This window comes from Sediminicola sp. 1XM1-17, assembly GCF_037203765.1.
In the GTDB taxonomy this organism is placed as follows: domain Bacteria; phylum Bacteroidota; class Bacteroidia; order Flavobacteriales; family Flavobacteriaceae; genus Sediminicola.
Genome location: NZ_JBBCAS010000001.1, coordinates 448,950 through 466,598, shown reverse-complemented (window position 1 = coordinate 466,598; position 17,649 = coordinate 448,950). Strand labels below are relative to the sequence as shown.

Below are 17,649 nucleotides of genomic sequence, written 5' to 3'. Positions count from 1 at the left end.
TGTTGTTTCGATTAGAATAAAAGGTGTCTTAGTTGGTTTGTTTATAGGCCAAAAGGGTCTTGTACTTTTCCTTTTTATAGATCCCCTCAATCATTTTGAATACGGAATTTTTAAAGGCAAATCCCATGACTCCTGCAGCGGCCACAAAAATATAGCCTGCTGTAGGGTTGATCGTATAATGCCCCAGTGCATAAAACCCTAGGGGCAATAATAATTTAGGAAGCGTCAGCAAGAGTGTTTTGGCATTAAAAGCCTGTTTGTCGCCAAAGGCCTTCTTGTTGGATGTAAGATCGATGGGTGTTTTTATATAGGCACCACCCCAAAGAACTAGGTAAGAATTCACCCCAATATTATAAATGGCCCCAACCAGGACCGATAAGTAGGCATCCAGTCCAAAATACAGGTAAAACGATGCTATTATCGTACTTATAACAGTTGCAATAACCATCAGGTACCATTTGGAGTCCAGATATTCCCTGTATTTTATATTCTGGCTCATCATCAGGGGATAATAGGAACTATCCCAACTGGGTACAAATTGTCCGAAACTAAAGAGAAAGCCCCCGGAGATAAAAATACCTGCAAAAATCTGCCAAACGGGATGTTCATAGGTCTCCACTGAACCTGTGAAAAATAGAAAGCCATAAAATATAAAGAAAAAGCTCATGATTACCGAGGTCTTGGATCGCTTGTTTCTTTTGATCAACTTGATATCGTTCTTCAAAAAGGTCCCTAGATTGCCAAAACGGTTCAACCAGGTTAGGTCCTCTGTCTTGGCTTCGGTTTGTTTAACGGCCAGGCCGGCATCCAAGTACATATGTTTTTTAAAATAAGTATATGCGGCCATATAGAGTCCAACTAAAATAGTCCAGGGCACAAGTGCCATCCACGGAAGGCTGTACAGGGCGTCAAATAGAGGAGCGGTAAAAACTGTAATGTCGAATAGGTGGAAGTATTGACAGCCTGCCAAAATTATCAGAAGGGCTGCTGCCGGGTAAAAAACGCTATCCTTGTTATTGGCCAAGATATTGATGAAATTGTTACTGTAGATCAAAGCCAGCATCCCCAAATGCCACCCAATAACACCGATAGGGTTATACCCTTCAATCAGGAGCACAATGGAAAAAGGCACAAAGAAAAAAGCATGTGCAATATTGAAAAAAGAAACCACCGCCTTGCCCAGGGAATAATGGACTACCTGCTGTTTTTTAAATGGCAGGTAGAGCATTGGTTTTATATTGGTAACCGGCATTTTTTGCATCATGTACCTGATGAAAAGATCCATCCCCAGGTAATAGATCAGGTATTTGTTCACGATGACCAACGGATCTCCTATTTCGGCTTTTTGGATGATATAAAATACCCCTACCCCCAAAAACAAAAACATAGTTATAAAGTACAGGGCGCCAAAGGCCATGAGTATTTTAAGAGCAATGTTGGTCTTAAAGGAGGCGGACCTGATAAAGGCTTTCCACTGCAGGTTGATAAAGTGTTTAAACATAAGGGTTGGTTCGTAATTCTAGATGGTTAGTGTTTCTAAAGTGCAGTTTGTTACACTATTTGACCATTTTATATTCCGGATAGGTCTCTGTAAGGAGCTGTTCCGCTTTTGGGGGGATGACCACCACAAGAACATACAGCAAGATGATAAAACAAACTGCATAAAATGAAATAGCCAACAAAAACCAATCATTATGAAATAATTTATCTGAATGGAAGGTTAGGTTGAGCAAATGGATTGGCAATTGCCATAGATTGAAATATCCTATTTGATTGAAAATCATCTCCTCCAATATCCATTTTCGTTTTTTTGAATTCAGTTTTTTTCGATACTTGAAACTCGTATACAATATTGGTAGAAGAGCGACAATTTGAGTTACCCAAAAGAAATAATAGCCTGTCTTAGTTTCAAATAATCGTAATACACTAAAGTAGATCATAGTCAGGCAAACGATCAACAATATTTTGGGTATTTTAAAATACTCCTTATGAAACCGCCAGATGATGCCCCTGTATTTTTTATCCATCGCCTTCATGCGCTCGCTAATAACATCTTGAAACCCAAAGATGCCAAACTTTTTAAATTCCCTGTCCAGGGCTTCACGGAAAGTTAGGGAAAGTGTTGCTTTCCATTGTTGTTCTATTCCGTTGGCCAGGTGATCTACCAACTCCGTTTGCAGGTCATAGTGTTCTACAAAATGTTTTCTTGTAAAGGTGTAGAGTTCTTGTATTTGGTCGTGGTTTAATTTTTTCATACGCTTAATTTGGCAAAACGTTGCTTATAGAAATTCCGGTAATACAATAGGGCTCTTAGAAAAGAAAAGGACACTATTATCCATAGACTTATCAACACAAAACACAACGTGACAGACTCTCCAATTACAAACTTGGAATGGATGGGACTGAAGAATAATTGCAATAGTTGGTACAATAAAAAAAAGTACCATCCTAAACGTTCCAAACCAGAATAGCGCAGTTTTTCAACCCTATATGCCAAAAAATAAACCAAAAGGTAAATAAAGAAAGAAACATAAGGCATAACTCTAATAATCTGTTCCCCAAATTCTAATTTTTGAATTTGCAATAAAAGCAGGTAACAAGCTGGCAAGAATAGTAAATTGTACGGTTTGCATAAATAATGCAGTATCTGTCCAAATACTTTTTTTTCCGTTGTCCACTTAAATTTTTCATGTGATTTTTGCAGTCCTTTTTTATGGGCAACCATATAATTCTTGAAGGCATCATAAAATGAGAGTCCGTCTGCCTCCATTTTTTCTTCCACATGAGAAGCCACATGATCTACCATTTCCATCCGAACATCTACAAATTCAATTTCGGAATTCTTTAGATAGGTGTCTATAAAAGTGATATCTTCTTTTGTTAATTTCATGGCGCCAATCTAAAGTTTATTGTTGCCCCATGTTTACGGAAAATTTTAGCGAAAAGAAACGTCCATACAAAGATCCAAGCATGTAGAAATATCCATCCGAATCCTAAACTAATAGGTGAACCATATCCAAAAGTAGTATCGACCAAAGGATTAAATATAAAGATGCTTACAACAGAACCTATTGTATTTATCTTGATAAAATACCCATATGAAGTTTGCTTTGGAGATTTACGAATTCTTATATACCAATAAACCCATAGAAAGACGCAGATAAACATACCTGCGCCTACAAAAGCGTTTATTATTGCTGGATTAGCTTTTAATGGGAACAAGCTTTCCGCAACAAAAAGACAAACTGCCACTACCAATGCAGCAAAAAGGCTTTTCAAATAAAGTTTCTTTATTGTTCCAACACATTTCTGCATTACTAGTTTAGGTCCCGAATGAACCAATCCCAGCCAATGGCTAGAGTAGGATTTTAACTCGGGATTCCATTTTTTACATTCCAATTCAAAAGCCTCAGAAAATGTGCTGCCCATAGACATCTTCATTTCAATACTTTCCACCATATGATCAAAGATCTCCATCCTAAGATCCAGATGATATAAATCCTTGAAATCAAGGTAATTATTAATATTCAATAGTTGGTCGTTGTTCAAGCTCATTGTCCCACATTTTAATCGATACTCCATTTTGGGTTTACCAGATGCTGCATGCTCCTAATAAAATCTTCCAATTCCGCCAACCTATTTTTAGTTTCCTTTACGCCCGCCTCGGTAAGCTTATAGTACTTGCGCAAACGGTTGTCCACTTTGGTTACCTCAACATCCAAAAGCCCTTCGGCTTCCAGTTTGTGCAAGGCAGGATAAAGGGCTCCTTCTGTGATCTGTAGTTCTCCTTTGGTCAGTTCCTTAACTTTTTGGGTAATCTCATATCCATACATTTTTCCTTGCTCTTCCAACAGCTTCAAGATGATGGTATTTAAACTTCCCTTGTATAATTTTGCATTTCCCATATACGCGACTATAGACTCAAATATAGCTAATTTTCGTATACCTAAGAATTTTAGGCATAATTTTTTGTTCATTCCCATTTTGTATCAAGTGGGCTTTGCTTAATTTTGCAGTCAAATTTATACTATGGCAGATTTTCATTCCCTCACGGTACATCACGTAAAACCACTTACACCCGATTCCGTTGCGATCACTTTTACCATTCCAAAAGAATTGATCCAGACGTTCAAGTTCACTTCTGGTCAGTATATTACCATCAAAAAGGAAATAAAGGGAAAGGAATTGCGTAGAGCTTATTCCATTAGCTCCTCTCCTAAGTCGGACTCCATTACCATTGGAGTGAAAAAAGTGGATAAAGGTGGATTTTCGGACTATGCCAATACCAAAATAGCTGCTGGGGATGTCCTGGAAGTGATGCCCCCGGAAGGAAGATTCGTTTTTTCGCCTACAGATAAGGTGAAAAATATTGCCGCTTTTGCTGCCGGAAGTGGAATTACCCCCATTATCAGTATTGCGCGTACGGTTTTGGCGAGTAACCACAAGAACAAATTTATGCTGGTCTATGGGAACAAATCGTACAAAGAGACCATGTTTTACACCGAATTGGTAAAACTACAACTTGAATATCCCAATCGGTTTTTTGTTCATTTTATCTGCAGCCAAGAGCAGGAAGTTGATTCCCTATTTGGACGCATAGACGTATCAACCGTAAACTTTGCCCTAAAGAACAAGCACAAGGATACCATTTTTGACGATTTTTACATTTGCGGTCCGGAAGCCATGATCAATTTGGTAACGGATACTTTAAAAGAGGATGGTATTTCAGAAGATAAGATTCATTTTGAATTGTTCACTTCCACCGAAATAATGGATGAACTACCCGAACATATTGAGGGGCAGTCCCAAATTACAATAACTTTGGATGATGAGGAATTTACTTTTTCCATGTATAAAAAGGCCATTGTCTTGGATGCCGTTCTTAAAGAAAACATCGATGCTCCTTATTCCTGTCAAGGTGGGGTATGCAGCAGTTGTATCGCCAGGGTAACCGAAGGAAAGGCAGAAATGGTTAAAAATCAAATTTTGACCGATGGTGAGATTGCGGAAGGATTGATTCTAACCTGCCAGGCTCATCCCATCACTCCGACCTTAAAAGTAGATTACGACGACGTATAGAAACTTACCAACATCATACAAAAACACCACTCATTCAGTGGTGTTTTTTGTGTTCGGACACCTCTGCCTTGCCCAGTAACCCGTCCAATTTCCTCAAGGCGTGATCGTATCCAATAACGTATGCTTTTTCAATACCTTTTTTATCTAAGATCCCGATCAGTTCCAGTTCCTTGGGCTCAAATAAAAGATCACATTTTTGCACCTTTTCCCTATTGATGGCATAGATCATCAAAGCCGTGGTCCTTGTAGCGAGCTGAAAAGAGGTACTAATGGCGTTCTTAGGAATTTCCTTGATACTTGAAACATTGCTACCAATTATAAAATCGGAGGCATCTGCAATTTCGTGATATGGAAAATTGTTCATAATTCCCCCATCTGCATAAAGGTTGCCTTTAATACTTACCGGGCTAAAAACCGGCGGTAATGCTGCAGATGCCAATAATGGTCTGATCAGTTCCCCTTCCGAAAAAACCTTCTGGTCACCTTTTTGGAGATCTGTGGTGATTACATGTAATTTTCGGGCCAAAATAGAAAAGGAGTCTTCGGTGAAATACGTTTTCAACAAATCAAAATATCGCACGGTATCCAAAAGTCCCGGTTTTAGAATCGTCATAAAATTATAGCGGAACAAGGGGGTTTCCTTAAAAAAATGCAGCATATCCGTAACGGAATTACCGTTTGCATAAAGTGCCCCGACTAGGGCTCCCACACTAGTACCGGCAACCACATTGGCACTGATACCGTGTTCGTCCAAGGCCTTGAGCATTCCAATATGGGCCATACCCTTCACACCTCCCCCGGACAATACTAGGCCTACTGATTTTGATTGCAATTCCGATAGTTCCATGAATGATAAAAACTTTAAATGATTTTGTTTAGCACCCTACTTAATATAGTTTAAAATTACCTATTTCAGTCGTAAATAATCCTGATTTAAGTCTTCTAAAGTTCAGAATCAACAAACCGTAAGGTCTGCAAGCCCAAACAATCCTCCAAAATGATGCTAATGTTGTTCCCTTTAACGACAAAAACGATATCCATATCTAACTTGTCCCAATCAAACCTGATTACCACAAAATTCATACCGACCAATAGGTTGGTTTTCTGATTTATTCCCATTTCTCACCCATATCCAAATAACCTTCGGCCACCTTTGGCCCATTGAACTTAAAAAAAACCTGTTATCACTTATGAAAACAGGTTTTTTCTAGCTCTTTTTTAAACAAAAAGTTAGACTCCATCGGTCGTTCAACCTATGGTTAATTAAACCTTTACCACCATCTTTCCTTTGTTTTTACCGTCAAACAGATCGATGAATGCTTGTGGGGTGGCTTCAAACCCCTCTACAATGGTCTCTTTATAGGTCAGTTTGCCTTCTCCCAACCATTGACCCAGTTGTTTCATGGCTTCCGGATACTTGTCCACATAATCAAAAATGATAAACCCTTGCATTAGCGCGCTATTTTTTATCAAAAAGGGCTGCACACTGATACTTTTGGGTAATTCTGTTTCATTATAGACCGAAATGGCCCCGCATATGACGAGTCGCGCTTTCTTATTGATATTATAGAAAACGGCATCTGAAATATCGCCTCCAACATTATCAAAATATACATCTACCCCATCCGGGCATTTTTCCGCAATAGCCTTTGCCATATTGTCGGTGGTGTTGTAGTTTATGGCATCGTCGAAGCCAAAATCAGATTTCAATAGGGTCACTTTCTCATCGCTACCTGCAATACCAACAACCCTTAATCCAAGAATTTTTCCTATTTGCCCTACTACACTACCAACAGCTCCTGCGGCACCAGAAACCAATAATGTTTCTCCTTTTTTAGGTTTTCCGATTTCGGTGAGCCCCAAATAGGCCGTTAGTCCGGTCATTCCCAATATTCCCAAATAGGCAGACAATGGCGCCCTTTCAGCATCTACTTTGATCAGGCCATCCCCGTTGGATACCTGTTGTTCCTTCCATGCCAAGGTGCCTGAAACAAAATCTCCTTTGGAAAAATCTTTGTTTTTAGACTCCATTACCTCTGCGATGATTCCAGAAACAATAGGCTTTTGTAGTTCAAAAGGAGGGATATATGATTTAACATCCCTCATTCTACCCCTTAGATAAGGATCTACGGAAATATAATGGGTCTTCAAAAGTATTTCTCCTGAATTGACTTCGGGCGTGGTTTCATTTACAAATTTAAAGTCGGACTTAGTTGGCTTTCCTTCGGGCCTTTTGTCCAGTAAAATTGTCTTGCTCATAATCGTAAAAATTTCTTTCATTTATTAAAAACGCTTTCACAAAGTGCTGGGAATTATACATTCTGTTAGCATCTGAATATCTTTTGGAACACCAAGATACCTACTTAATGGTAGTTTATGCCACATAGAACTTCTTTAACAAAATTATATAACTATTACTCCGCTTTTTGACCATAACACTTAGATTATTTCTCATATCAGGAATATAAAATAACAAAATGTTAAATTTCTTAATGAACATGTAATGGAAAAGTTCGACCTTCGACCAAACCCTTAACACGTTTTTAACGTAGGTAGATCAAAGTCAAAATTTTCATGCCCCCAAAAGCACATTTGTCCACGGCAGTTCTGGTATTTGCACTTTCCCCATCTGAGGAAATGTTGCACAAACCCATCCCTAAAGCCGCAGAATTATATACTGAGCTTACCAAGAATACAATTCATACGGTAGAAAAATCTGGTCTTTCCTATTTTCATGTTACGGAAAACGAACAGATAGGGGCCACTTTTGGGGAACGGTTTACCAATGCCATACAATCTGTTTTTGATCATGGTTATGAGAATATCATTACCATAGGCAATGATAGTCCCTTATTGCAAGTTGAACAGATTAAAAGCGCATCCTTACATTTAGCGAACCGGCAATCGGTTATGGGCCGTTGTGCGGATGGTGGCTTTTATTTAATGGGCATCCACAAATCCCAATTTGATGCCATTGAATTTAAAAAAATCCCGTGGCAAACGAACCGCACCGCCGCTGCAGTATTAAATCTGATTCAAGAAAACAACAAAGCCATCGTTCAACTTGTAACACTTACAGATATTGATTGTGTCCAAGATTTGAAGGATATTATAAAACTACAATCCCAGGTTTCCGATCGACTAATACAACTCATGTTGTACATTATCGGTTTCCATAGTTATCATATTGAATACAAACAATATGAATATTCCGAAGTACATAGCGAATGCATTTACAATAAAGGATCACCTCTTCTAATTGTGGTCTAAACTTATTCAAGTGCAAAATTCTCTTTTTGCAAAAAACCAATACTATTACCATTACAAGAATTAAATGAAACGAATCATTATAATAATGACCTTATGCTTATGTGCATTGGGTACATCACAAACCATTATCTCGGGCAAAGTAACCTCTGAAACGGGCGAAGGACTGCCAGGTGTGAATATCGTATATGTTGGAACGAACCAGGGGGCTACCACGAACGACTTAGGGGAGTATGCCATTAATATTCCGGACAATACAGGTTCCTTGGAATTTTCATCCTTGGGTTTTGAGACTCAAATTATTGCTATTCGCCAAAGGCCCATGATCAATATGGTGCTGCGAGATTCAAGTCAGGAATTGGATGAAGTTGTACTAACGGCTTTTGGTCTTAAAAGGGAAAGTAAAGAATTGGGATATGTGGTACAGAGCATCGATTCAAAAGGACTGACAGAAGTTAAATCGGTCAATTTTTTGGACAACTTATCTGGAAAATTGGCCGGTGTAACCATCAACCAAGGTGCCACAGGGGTAGGCTCCTCCTCAAAAATAACCATAAGGGGCGAAGCATCTTTTTCCAATAACAACCCTTTGTTTGTTGTAGATGGCGTGCCCATCAACAACAACTCAATATTTAATTTTACCAATGAAGCTGCGGCAGGGTTTCAAGCCATAGATTTTGGAAACGGAGCGATGGAAGTAAACCCAGATGATATTGCTTCGGTGTCTGTACTTAAAGGCCCTAGTGCTGCAGCCCTATATGGCACAAGGGCATCCAATGGGGTCATTGTCATTGAAACAAAAAATGGGGCCAATAGCAGGGGATTGGGAATTAGCTACAACACTAGTTTTTTTGTGGATTCGGCCTTTAAACTGCCTGAATTTCAAAATGAATATGGACAAGGTAATTCCGGGCAATTTGCTTTTGTGGACGGTCTAGGAGGCGGAACAAACGACAATATCACCTATAGTTGGGGTCCTCGATTGGACCAAGGCTTATTGATACCCCAATTTGATAGCCCGGTATTTTTACCTGACGGCAGAACAGTCCGTGGCGGGGATACGGCATTATATGATGATATTGCCATTACACCTACCCCGTTTATATCCCACCCCGATAATTTAAGGGATTTCTACGAAACCGGTACTACCACCATCAATAACCTTTCCATTGGTTCCGGTTTTGATAAAGGCAACTATAGGCTGTCTTTTACCGATTTAAGAAGCGAATCCATTATCCCTGGAGTTAATTTGGATCGCCAAACCATAAGTGCCCGACTTGGTTTTGCACCTACGGATAAACTGAAAATCAATTCTGCCATCAGTTATATCAATTCACAAAGTGACAATAGGCCGTCCAATGGTTATGGTTCCGAAAACGTGAACTACTCTTTGGTAGCATGGGGACCAAGATCATTGAATATAGAAAGCTTGAAGGATTATTGGCAGCCCGGATTGGAGGGACTGCAACAGTATTCCTACAACTATACCTTTTTTGACAACCCTTATTTTATACTTAAAGAGAATACCAACTCTTTTAATAGGGACAGGGTTTTTGGCCACATATCCGCCAAATATGAAATTACAGATCATCTGAGTGCTACCATACGATCAGGAATGGACTATTCCAGTGAGCTCCGACAATTGAAAAGAGCTTTCAGCTCCAACCGCTTTAGAAATGGTGGCTATGCAGAGCACGATGTGTTCTTCCGTGAGATCAACACCGACGTCCTTTTGAATTATACCAATAGGTTTAACGACTTCAAGGTAGATATTTCATTGGGTGGCAATAGAATGGATCAACGGGCGGCTACCAACCAATCCCAGACCACTAGTTTGGCCCAGCCTGGTATTTTTAAACTATCCAATGCCGCTTCTCCGGTGGAGGTATTCGAATTTGAGTCAGAAAAAAGAATCAATAGTTTCTATGGTATTGCAAAACTGGGCTACAAAAACTATTTGTTTTTGGATATTACCGGACGTAACGACTGGTCCAGTTCGTTGGCGACTCCATTTTCAGTAGACAACACCTCTTTCTTTTACCCATCGGTCTCCAGTAGTTTTATCATTTCTGAAGTAGCAGACCTACCAGCATTTATATCTTTTGCAAAGTTACGTGCCAGTTATGCCCAAGTGGGAAATGACACGAATCCCTATCAGACTACAGGGGCATTTGTAGCCCAGACCCCATTCAACGGTCAGCCCACTTTTAGCGATCAAAATACCATCGCCAACCCTAATCTTAAACCAGAAACTACAAGTTCATTTGAAATTGGAGCCGATATACGCTTTTTTAGGGACCGCCTGAATTTTGATGTTAGCTATTATAATGCACTAACCAAGGACCAAATCATATCCCTGCCCATAGGAATTTCATCTGGGTATACCCAACAAGTGGTCAATGGAGGGGCTGTAAGATCCCAAGGAATAGAAATCATTGCAGGTATTACCCCCATAGCTACCCAAGATTTTAGGTGGAAAAGCACACTAAACTTTAGTACCAACAGGGCTGTAGTGGAAGACCTTCCCCAAGAGGATGGAAGGTTGACCTTGGCCTATTCCAGAATATATGATAGTCAAAACCAAACGGTATTTTTACAGGTTGAAGAAGGTGGGCGTGTCGGTGATCTTTACGGTACGGGATATCTAAGGAACGAGAACGGGGAATTTATCCTAACAGATCAGGGGCGCTATATTCCGGATAACAATTTACAGAAATTAGGGAACTACAATCCAGACTTTATGATGGGCTTCAACAATCAATTTCAATATAAAAACTGGGATTTGGGTGTTCTTTTGGATTGGAGACAGGGTGGTATTATTGTGTCCAGAACAAGAGCTCTTGGTAATGTGGGTGGACAGTTGGCCGAAACTTCAAATAGACCAGAAGATGGCATAGTACCCAAAGGAGTTGTTAATGTAGGTACCCAAAGTGCCCCGGTTTACCAACCCAATACGGTTGCCGTGACGGCCGAAAGTTATTACCGCCAATTCTATGACAGAAACCATGAAGAGAACAACACCTACGATGCATCATTCTTAAAACTGAGACAAGTGGCCTTAGGTTATACCTTTGATAACCTCAAGGTTTTTAAAACAGATGCCACCCTAAATATTTCACTTATTGGAAGGAACCTATTTGCAATAACCGAAAACCCCCATTTTGATCCTGAGCAGCTTGCCGTTCAAGGACAAGGATTTGTAAGTGGTGTAGAGGATATGTCCTATGCAACCACAAGAAGTATTGGGTTAAAAGCAGGAATTAATTTTTAAGTACGACAAATGAAAAATTATATACATACGAAGGTTTGGGTCTTAATCATGGCATTGGTCGTTGTAGGCTCTTGCACCAAAGACTTTGAAGAAATCAATACCAATCCTAATGCACCTGTTGGCGTACAGCCGAATCTTCTATTGCGCCAAGTTATTTATGATTATGGGGAGCAGATGTCCTATGAAGGCTTCACCGCAGGTAATCTTTTGGGGCAATACACCACGGCATTGGATTTTAACCTTTTTGATAGGCATAATCTAAAATCCCCTCAATTGGGAGGCAATCCATGGCCCATTTTTTACAAAAACCTACGTGACAATGAAATCATCCTAGATCAGGCGCGTACCATAGAAACCTTTGCTGTTTATGAAGGTCCGGCCCTTATTCTAAAAGCGTATATGACCGCTGGACTGACAGATATTTTTGGGGATGTCCCTTATGCAGAGGCTTTTAGGGGCAAGAGCGAAACGGTTACACCAAGTTATGATGCCCAAGAAACTATTTATATGGCCGAAGGAGGCATCTTGGACAACTTGGACAAAGGAGTTTTGGCCATTCAAAACTATTCGGGTACCATTGCCCTGGAGGGAGATATATTGTTCCATGGGGATCTGGAAGCTTGGATTCGTTTTGCCAATTCCCTGAAAATAAAAGCACTGATGAGAATATCCAACAAAATGGATGTAAGCTCAGATCTGCAACTCATTTTTGATGGAGGCGAATTTATAAACGACAACACACAAAATGCTGTTTTTGATTTTACCGATGGGGAACCCAATAATTTTAGATTGGCACGCTTGCGCATAGGAGATTTCAACAATTTTGTCCTTTCCGAAACCATGGAGGAGATATTGACCGATCTTAACGACGATAGGATAGAACGATTGTTCCGTCCGTTTGCCAATAGCACCAATGAAGAGTTCAATGGCCTTTTAAATGGTATTGATGCCTCCCAGACCTCCATAGCCTTGGCAGATTATTCTTTGACAGGTACCATTTTTAGGGAAAATACCGGACTCTTGGATGCCAATTTTATGACCGGTTGGGAAACACAGTTCCTGTTGGCAGAGGCGGCCGAAAAAGGTTTGATCAATGCCAACGCCCAGCAATTATACGAAAGAGGGGTAACTCAAGCTTTTGAATACTGGCAAGTTCCTTTGCCTTCTACCTATTTGACGATTGATGCGGCATATGGTTTAACAGGTGCAGATCCTCTGGAACAGATTATCACCCAAAAATGGATAGCCAATATGATCAATGGTTATGAGGGTTGGATAGAATACAGAAGAACAGGATTCCCGCAATTAAAAACTATTTCAGCGAGTTTGAACAATGACCTAATTCCGGTTAGAATGCCCTATCCGGCAGAAGAAGAGGCGTTGAACAATAAAAATTATTCCGCTGCGGCAGCGGCAACGGATGGGAACAGCATCAATGTAAGGGTATGGTGGGACCAATAGAAAAAACAAAATAAGTAGAATATAAATAATTAAGTATGGAACAAATTTGGCAATGGGGCTTGATTGTCACCTCAAGTGTGATACTGTTCCTACTTTCTCCACTTGCTAAAAATACCAATCAGTTTTTTAAGGCTGTGCACCATAAGAAAGCTCCTAACACCTTTATGTTGATGGGGAGTCTGGTCATCTCATGGATATTTGCCAAGAGCATAACCAATGCGGCAAATTTGGGATTGGATTATGGAATCGTAGGTGGCGTGGCCTATGCTGCCTATTATGTCTCTTTTGCGGTTGCCGGACTTATTATTTTTCAAATGAGAAAGCAGGGCAAATTTAAAAGTATCCACCATTTTCTAATTACCAGATTTGGCAAAGGTGCAGTAGCTGTATTTTCCATATTGATCGCGATACGACTATTTAACGAGGTATGGAGCAACACCATGGTCATAGGAACCTACTTTGGCGAAACAGGATCATCTCCCTATTATTGGTCCATTTTGGTTTTTACCGCACTAACGTTGGCCTATACCCTGAAAGGGGGACTGAGCAGTTCTATTTTTACAGATGTCATTCAAATGGCCTTATTTTCCATCTTACTGTTCATCATCCTCTGGAACGTTTTCCATGTAGATACTTCCTTCTCCCCTTCCAAGGCGTTAACTACTGGGGTATGGAGTTTTGAAATGGGTGTCAATCTACTTTTGGCAGCACTTCTACAGTCTTTCAGTTATCCTTTTCATGATCCGGTACTAACCGACAGAGGATTTATAAGTAGTCCACGAGTTACACGAAAAAGCTTCTTATGGGCCAGTTTGGTGGGAGCTCTCAGTATTATACTTTTTAGTATCATTGGTGTTTATGCCAAGCATAGCGGTTTGCAAGGACAGGCAGCGGTTGAAGTTGGAAAAGCTTTTGGTGTGGTCATTCTTTTGGTGATCAATTTTATTATGATCACTTCGGCCGCCTCCACCTTGGATTCCACTTTTTCATCTTTTTCAAAGCTGTTATCAGTTGACCTTAATATGGGCAATACCTTAAAATTTGGGCGTTGGTCCATGGCTGCCATTGCCATTTTAGGCACTATTCCTGTATTTTTGGATGCAGAAATTTTATCGGCCACCACCATTAGCGGAACCATGGTTATTGGCTTGACCCCTGTCTTTTTGTTCTGGAAAAGTGAAACACCAAAAATCAGTTTCTATTTAAGTGTTTTTTGTGGTATATTATTTGGATTTTTATTGCTTTTTGAAATGTTCCCCCAAGCATTGATCTTCACAAATGGTAAATACGCAGATTTACTTTGGATAAATTTTTGGGGAATATTCTCCTGTATCCTTTTATATTTTATACCCAAATGGATAAAATGATAACACAATTAGGCACCCTTTCGGGCAAACTCCTATTATTTGGCGGGGTCTATAGCAACCTACAGGCCTTGGAGCGTTTGATGGCCATTGCCGAAGAAAAAGGCATCCCGGCAGAAAATTCAATCTGTACAGGTGACATTGTTGGCTATTGTGCCCAACCAGAAGAAACTGTTTCCCTTTTTAGAAAATGGGGTGCCAGAAGCATCTCTGGCAATGTTGAACAACAGTTATACGAAGGGGGAGAAGACTGCGGCTGTGACTTTACGGAAGGCAGCAGATGTGATGGATTTTCCAAACTATGGTACCCTTATTCACAAATGCAGCTTTCGCAAGGGTCCATTGAATGGATGGGGAGGCTGCCCCATCATTTGGCCTTTACCTATGGTGGCAAAAAGGTCATGGTTGTGCATGGGGATTATAATAATGTTTCGGAGTTTATTTTTGAATCCACTCCAGAAAATATCAAACAACAAAATTTTGAACAAACCCAAAGCGATGTTATCATAGCCGGCCACTGTGGACTTCCATTCCACCAAAAGTTGGGGGATAGGTTATGGCTGAATCCTGGGGTCATAGGGATGCCTGCCAATGAGGGGCAAACAAGGGTTTGGTACATGATCCTTGAAGATGTTGATGGTAAGATTGGGATTTCCCATGAATATTTTGAATACGATCATAAGACTGCCAACCAGTTAATGATAAAAAATCATTTACCCGAAGCCTATGCCGATACCCTCCTGACCGGTTATTGGGACAATATGGAAATACTTCCCTTGGCGGAAAGGAAACTAAAAGGGGTTGCATATAATTTTGGCAATAAAAACGAACATACAGAAACTAAAAAACAAAAAAAGATGGCAGATTCATATTACGATCCAGCAGATTTAAGAAAGTTTGGAAAAATTACCGATTGGAGTGAGGAATTAGGGACGAAATTCTTTGACTACTATGGAAAGGTTTTCCAAGAAGGAGCATTGACCGCCCGTGAAAAATCGCTCATTGCTTTGGCCGTTTCACATGTGGTCAAGTGTCCTTACTGTATCGATTCTTATACCAAGGACGGATTGCAAAAAGGAATTACAAAAGAAGAAATGATGGAAGCGGTACATGTGGGGGCAGCCATTGAAAGTGGTGCAACCTTGGTACATGGCGTACAGATGATGAAGAAATACGACAAACTGTCCATGTAAGTTGAATTATTGCAAATGCAGTATCTACAAGGTTTCCAGAATAAAGAAATCAGCTTTATTCTGTAAACTTCACAAGATTTTGCGTACTAAATATTGAATACAAAAAAAATGGCTACAAAATCATTGAAAGCAAGACATGATGATCTTGCAATTGGCAACAAGCAACTGGAAATTCTTAACGGAGGGATCTTTGAGGATGGGGAACTCCCCTATTTTAAGGACAAGATTGATCAAATAGGTCAATTTCCGCTTAGACCCAAGAAATTGGAAATCCTACAGATCAATGTGGGCTATATGTGCAATCAGGTCTGTGAGCACTGCCATGTTGATGCCGGACCGGACCGAAAGGAAATCATGACGCGCGAAACCATGGAACAATGTTTGGAAGTCATCCGCAATACGGGTGCCCATACTTTGGATCTTACCGGTGGTGCCCCGGAAATGAACCCAGATTTTAGATGGTTCGTAGAAGAAGCGTCCAAGGCAGGAATCCAGGATTTTATTGTTCGATCTAACCTGACCATCATCAGGGCCAATAAAAAATACTACGATCTTCCAGAGTTCTTCAAAAAACATAATGTCCATGTAATTTCATCCATGCCCCATTATACCAGAGGTAAAACGGACAAACAACGTGGGGATGGAGTTTTTGACAAATCCATTAAAGCACTACAGGAATTGAACGCTGTTGGGTATGGCATGCCAGGAAGTGATCTGCGATTGGACTTGGTATACAATCCGTCCGGAGCATATCTACCAGGAGACCAAGCTGCCATGGAGCGCGATTTTAAAAAGGCTTTGAAAGAAGATTTCGATATAGATTTCCACAACCTCTTTGCCATAACCAATTTGCCCATTGCCCGCTTTTTGGATTATTTGATAGCTTCAGAGAACTATGAAGATTACATGTATGCCCTTGTGGAAGCCTACAACCCTGCTGCTGTTGCCAATGTAATGTGCACCAATACCATTTCCATCAGTTGGGATGGTTGGTTATACGATTGTGATTTTAATCAGATGCTGGATCTTAAAGTGGCCAGTAAGGTAAAACATATAAAAGACTATAATGAAGATATCTTAAATGATAGGAACATCATTATATCACAACATTGTTATGGCTGTACCGCAGGTGCAGGGAGTAGCTGTCAGGGTACAGTAGCCTAAATTCAGCCCATTTTAGATCATCATATGTTGTGCAATTGCACTTCATCCAAGAAACAATCCGACCAATTACCAACTGATTGGTCGGTTTGTTTTTTGAAATCAAGTCATTTTTGTAGAAAATAGACGTTATAACGATTTTAACGTGCAATTCGTCTTTTAATATTTACCAAATCTTATATCTGCCAGTTCTTTGTAAAAGACTCTCGGGTCTGTTTTACCCAAAACCCAAATCTTATGGAAAAGAACCTAAAACGCATGGCTACCATGCAGCGTATGCAGAGTACCGGACTGGAATTGTTTTACCAACAAGGGTATTATAATACCAGTATAGACGACATCTTAAAAAAGCTATCCCTGTCCAAAGGCGCTTTTTACTACCACTTTCAATCCAAGGAAGATTTCTTTATCAGCATCGTACAGAACCTTCTGTTCCAAAAAGTGTACAGTATGCTTGTTGAGCCCATTGAAGGCCAAGAGGATCCTTTAAATGTCATTATAACAGCCATTGATGATGCGCTGGAAACCGCAGAGCACAATGAATTGGATTATGGATTCGTATTGAGCAACTTTATCACAGAATTCAATGGTAAGAATCCGGAAATCATGAAATATCTTTTGGATATAATGAGCGTATGGGAAGTAAATTTGATCACGACCCTACAAAAGGGAAAGACCGATGGCTATATAGACAGACATGTGGACAGTGAGGCTGTAGCCACCTATGTTATCTCTTCATATATAGGCATAAGAACCCTAATGGTAGAAGGCAACCCTAGAACATTGCGATATAAGTATATCCAGCAATTGAAAAATTACTTTAAGCTGATTTCCCAAAAAGCGGTTGCCTAGG

16 protein-coding genes and 1 pseudogene are annotated in these 17,649 nt (G+C 40.1%); 9 read left to right on the top strand and 8 right to left on the bottom strand.

Annotation, left to right across the window (positions count from 1 at the left end; all coding sequences use genetic code 11):
- Nucleotides 1–28: 28 nt before the first annotated feature.
- Genes WAA86_RS02080 through WAA86_RS02060 form a run of 5 tightly spaced genes read right to left on the bottom strand, consistent with a single transcriptional unit; the run spans nt 29 to nt 3,905 of the window.
- Complete coding sequence (locus WAA86_RS02080; protein ID WP_337299307.1) at nt 29–1,501, bottom strand: DUF5687 family protein; 1,473 nt, start codon at nt 1,499–1,501, stop codon at nt 29–31.
- Between the two features lie 55 nt (nt 1,502–1,556).
- Nucleotides 1,557–2,255 carry a hypothetical protein gene (locus tag WAA86_RS02075; protein ID WP_337299306.1) on the bottom strand — a complete coding sequence of 233 codons (699 nt, stop codon included), beginning with the start codon at nt 2,253–2,255 and terminating at the stop codon, nt 1,557–1,559.
- Nucleotides 2,252–2,890 (bottom strand): hypothetical protein, encoded by a 639-nt coding sequence (locus WAA86_RS02070; RefSeq protein WP_337299305.1) that lies wholly within the window; start codon nt 2,888–2,890, stop codon nt 2,252–2,254. The genes WAA86_RS02075 and WAA86_RS02070 overlap by 4 nt, the downstream gene beginning before the upstream one ends.
- Entirely contained in the window at nt 2,887–3,555 is a 669-nt protein-coding gene (locus tag WAA86_RS02065; protein ID WP_337299304.1) for a hypothetical protein, read from the bottom strand. Before WAA86_RS02065 ends, WAA86_RS02070 begins: the two co-directional genes overlap by 4 nt.
- A gap of 11 nt (nt 3,556–3,566) precedes the next feature.
- Nucleotides 3,567–3,905: a PadR family transcriptional regulator gene (locus WAA86_RS02060; RefSeq protein WP_337299303.1), complete on the bottom strand. Its 339-nt coding sequence runs from the start codon at nt 3,903–3,905 to the stop codon at nt 3,567–3,569.
- A gap of 124 nt (nt 3,906–4,029) precedes the next feature.
- Between WAA86_RS02060 and WAA86_RS02055 the strand changes: the two genes are divergently transcribed.
- On the top strand, nt 4,030–5,079 hold the full coding sequence (locus tag WAA86_RS02055) for a ferredoxin--NADP reductase (RefSeq protein ID WP_337299302.1): 1,050 nt from the start codon (nt 4,030–4,032) through the stop codon (nt 5,077–5,079).
- 34 nt (nt 5,080–5,113) lie between these two features.
- On the opposite strand, the gene WAA86_RS02050 is transcribed toward WAA86_RS02055, so the two are convergent.
- From WAA86_RS02050 to WAA86_RS02040, 3 genes are all read right to left on the bottom strand, one after another.
- Nucleotides 5,114–5,926 (bottom strand): patatin-like phospholipase family protein, encoded by an 813-nt coding sequence (locus tag WAA86_RS02050; protein ID WP_337299301.1) that lies wholly within the window; start codon nt 5,924–5,926, stop codon nt 5,114–5,116.
- A 95-nt stretch (nt 5,927–6,021) separates the two neighbouring features.
- Entirely contained in the window at nt 6,022–6,198 is a 177-nt protein-coding gene (locus tag WAA86_RS02045; protein ID WP_337299300.1) for a hypothetical protein, read from the bottom strand.
- Nucleotides 6,199–6,342: 144 nt separating this feature from the next.
- Nucleotides 6,343–7,338, bottom strand: a complete 996-nt coding sequence (locus WAA86_RS02040) for an NADP-dependent oxidoreductase (protein ID WP_337299299.1) — start codon at nt 7,336–7,338, stop codon at nt 6,343–6,345.
- Nucleotides 7,339–7,653: 315 nt separating this feature from the next.
- Between WAA86_RS02040 and WAA86_RS02035 the strand changes: the two genes are divergently transcribed.
- The 8 genes and pseudogenes from WAA86_RS02035 to WAA86_RS02000 all read left to right on the top strand — a co-directional run bounded on the left by WAA86_RS02035 (nt 7,654) and on the right by WAA86_RS02000 (nt 17,648).
- The gene (locus tag WAA86_RS02035) at nt 7,654–8,349 is read left to right on the top strand and encodes a DUF2064 domain-containing protein (RefSeq protein WP_337299298.1); all 696 of its coding nucleotides are present in this window, start codon (nt 7,654–7,656) and stop codon (nt 8,347–8,349) included.
- A gap of 64 nt (nt 8,350–8,413) precedes the next feature.
- Entirely contained in the window at nt 8,414–11,617 is a 3,204-nt protein-coding gene (locus WAA86_RS02030) for a SusC/RagA family TonB-linked outer membrane protein (RefSeq protein ID WP_337299297.1), read from the top strand.
- A 9-nt stretch (nt 11,618–11,626) separates the two neighbouring features.
- The gene (locus WAA86_RS02025; RefSeq protein ID WP_337299296.1) at nt 11,627–13,078 is read left to right on the top strand and encodes a SusD/RagB family nutrient-binding outer membrane lipoprotein; all 1,452 of its coding nucleotides are present in this window, start codon (nt 11,627–11,629) and stop codon (nt 13,076–13,078) included.
- A 35-nt stretch (nt 13,079–13,113) separates the two neighbouring features.
- Complete coding sequence (locus WAA86_RS02020; protein WP_337299295.1) at nt 13,114–14,445, top strand: sodium:solute symporter family transporter; 1,332 nt, start codon at nt 13,114–13,116, stop codon at nt 14,443–14,445.
- Nucleotides 14,433–15,047, top strand: a pseudogene (locus WAA86_RS02015) (metallophosphoesterase family protein); the annotation flags it as partial. The gene WAA86_RS02020 and the pseudogene WAA86_RS02015, both read left to right, overlap by 13 nt.
- A 252-nt stretch (nt 15,048–15,299) precedes the next feature.
- Nucleotides 15,300–15,635, top strand: coding sequence for an arsenosugar biosynthesis-associated peroxidase-like protein (locus tag WAA86_RS02010; RefSeq protein ID WP_337299490.1), 336 nt, complete (start codon nt 15,300–15,302; stop codon nt 15,633–15,635).
- A gap of 108 nt (nt 15,636–15,743) precedes the next feature.
- The gene (arsS, locus tag WAA86_RS02005) at nt 15,744–16,799 is read left to right on the top strand and encodes an arsenosugar biosynthesis radical SAM (seleno)protein ArsS (RefSeq protein ID WP_337299294.1); all 1,056 of its coding nucleotides are present in this window, start codon (nt 15,744–15,746) and stop codon (nt 16,797–16,799) included.
- Nucleotides 16,800–17,033: 234 nt separating this feature from the next.
- Nucleotides 17,034–17,648, top strand: coding sequence for a TetR/AcrR family transcriptional regulator (locus WAA86_RS02000; RefSeq protein WP_337299293.1), 615 nt, complete (start codon nt 17,034–17,036; stop codon nt 17,646–17,648).
- Nucleotide 17,649: the final 1 nt, after the last annotated feature.

Excerpts from the sequence above, each read along its gene's own strand:
- WAA86_RS02080 (WP_337299307.1), bottom strand. The coding sequence starts at position 1,501 with ATGTTTAAACACTTTATCAACCTGCAGTGGAAAGCCTTTATCAGGTCC.
- WAA86_RS02075 (WP_337299306.1), bottom strand. The coding sequence starts at position 2,255 with ATGAAAAAATTAAACCACGACCAAATACAAGAACTCTACACCTTTACA.
- WAA86_RS02070 (WP_337299305.1), bottom strand. The coding sequence starts at position 2,890 with ATGAAATTAACAAAAGAAGATATCACTTTTATAGACACCTATCTAAAG.
- WAA86_RS02065 (WP_337299304.1), bottom strand. The coding sequence starts at position 3,555 with ATGAGCTTGAACAACGACCAACTATTGAATATTAATAATTACCTTGAT.
- WAA86_RS02060 (WP_337299303.1), bottom strand. The coding sequence starts at position 3,905 with ATGGGAAATGCAAAATTATACAAGGGAAGTTTAAATACCATCATCTTG.
- WAA86_RS02055 (WP_337299302.1), top strand. The coding sequence starts at position 4,030 with ATGGCAGATTTTCATTCCCTCACGGTACATCACGTAAAACCACTTACA.
- WAA86_RS02050 (WP_337299301.1), bottom strand. The coding sequence starts at position 5,926 with ATGGAACTATCGGAATTGCAATCAAAATCAGTAGGCCTAGTATTGTCC.
- WAA86_RS02045 (WP_337299300.1), bottom strand. The coding sequence starts at position 6,198 with ATGGGAATAAATCAGAAAACCAACCTATTGGTCGGTATGAATTTTGTG.
- WAA86_RS02040 (WP_337299299.1), bottom strand. The coding sequence starts at position 7,338 with ATGAGCAAGACAATTTTACTGGACAAAAGGCCCGAAGGAAAGCCAACT.
- WAA86_RS02035 (WP_337299298.1), top strand. The coding sequence starts at position 7,654 with ATGCCCCCAAAAGCACATTTGTCCACGGCAGTTCTGGTATTTGCACTT.
- WAA86_RS02030 (WP_337299297.1), top strand. The coding sequence starts at position 8,414 with ATGAAACGAATCATTATAATAATGACCTTATGCTTATGTGCATTGGGT.
- WAA86_RS02025 (WP_337299296.1), top strand. The coding sequence starts at position 11,627 with ATGAAAAATTATATACATACGAAGGTTTGGGTCTTAATCATGGCATTG.
- WAA86_RS02020 (WP_337299295.1), top strand. The coding sequence starts at position 13,114 with ATGGAACAAATTTGGCAATGGGGCTTGATTGTCACCTCAAGTGTGATA.
- WAA86_RS02010 (WP_337299490.1), top strand. The coding sequence starts at position 15,300 with ATGGCAGATTCATATTACGATCCAGCAGATTTAAGAAAGTTTGGAAAA.
- arsS (WP_337299294.1), top strand. The coding sequence starts at position 15,744 with ATGGCTACAAAATCATTGAAAGCAAGACATGATGATCTTGCAATTGGC.
- WAA86_RS02000 (WP_337299293.1), top strand. The coding sequence starts at position 17,034 with ATGGAAAAGAACCTAAAACGCATGGCTACCATGCAGCGTATGCAGAGT.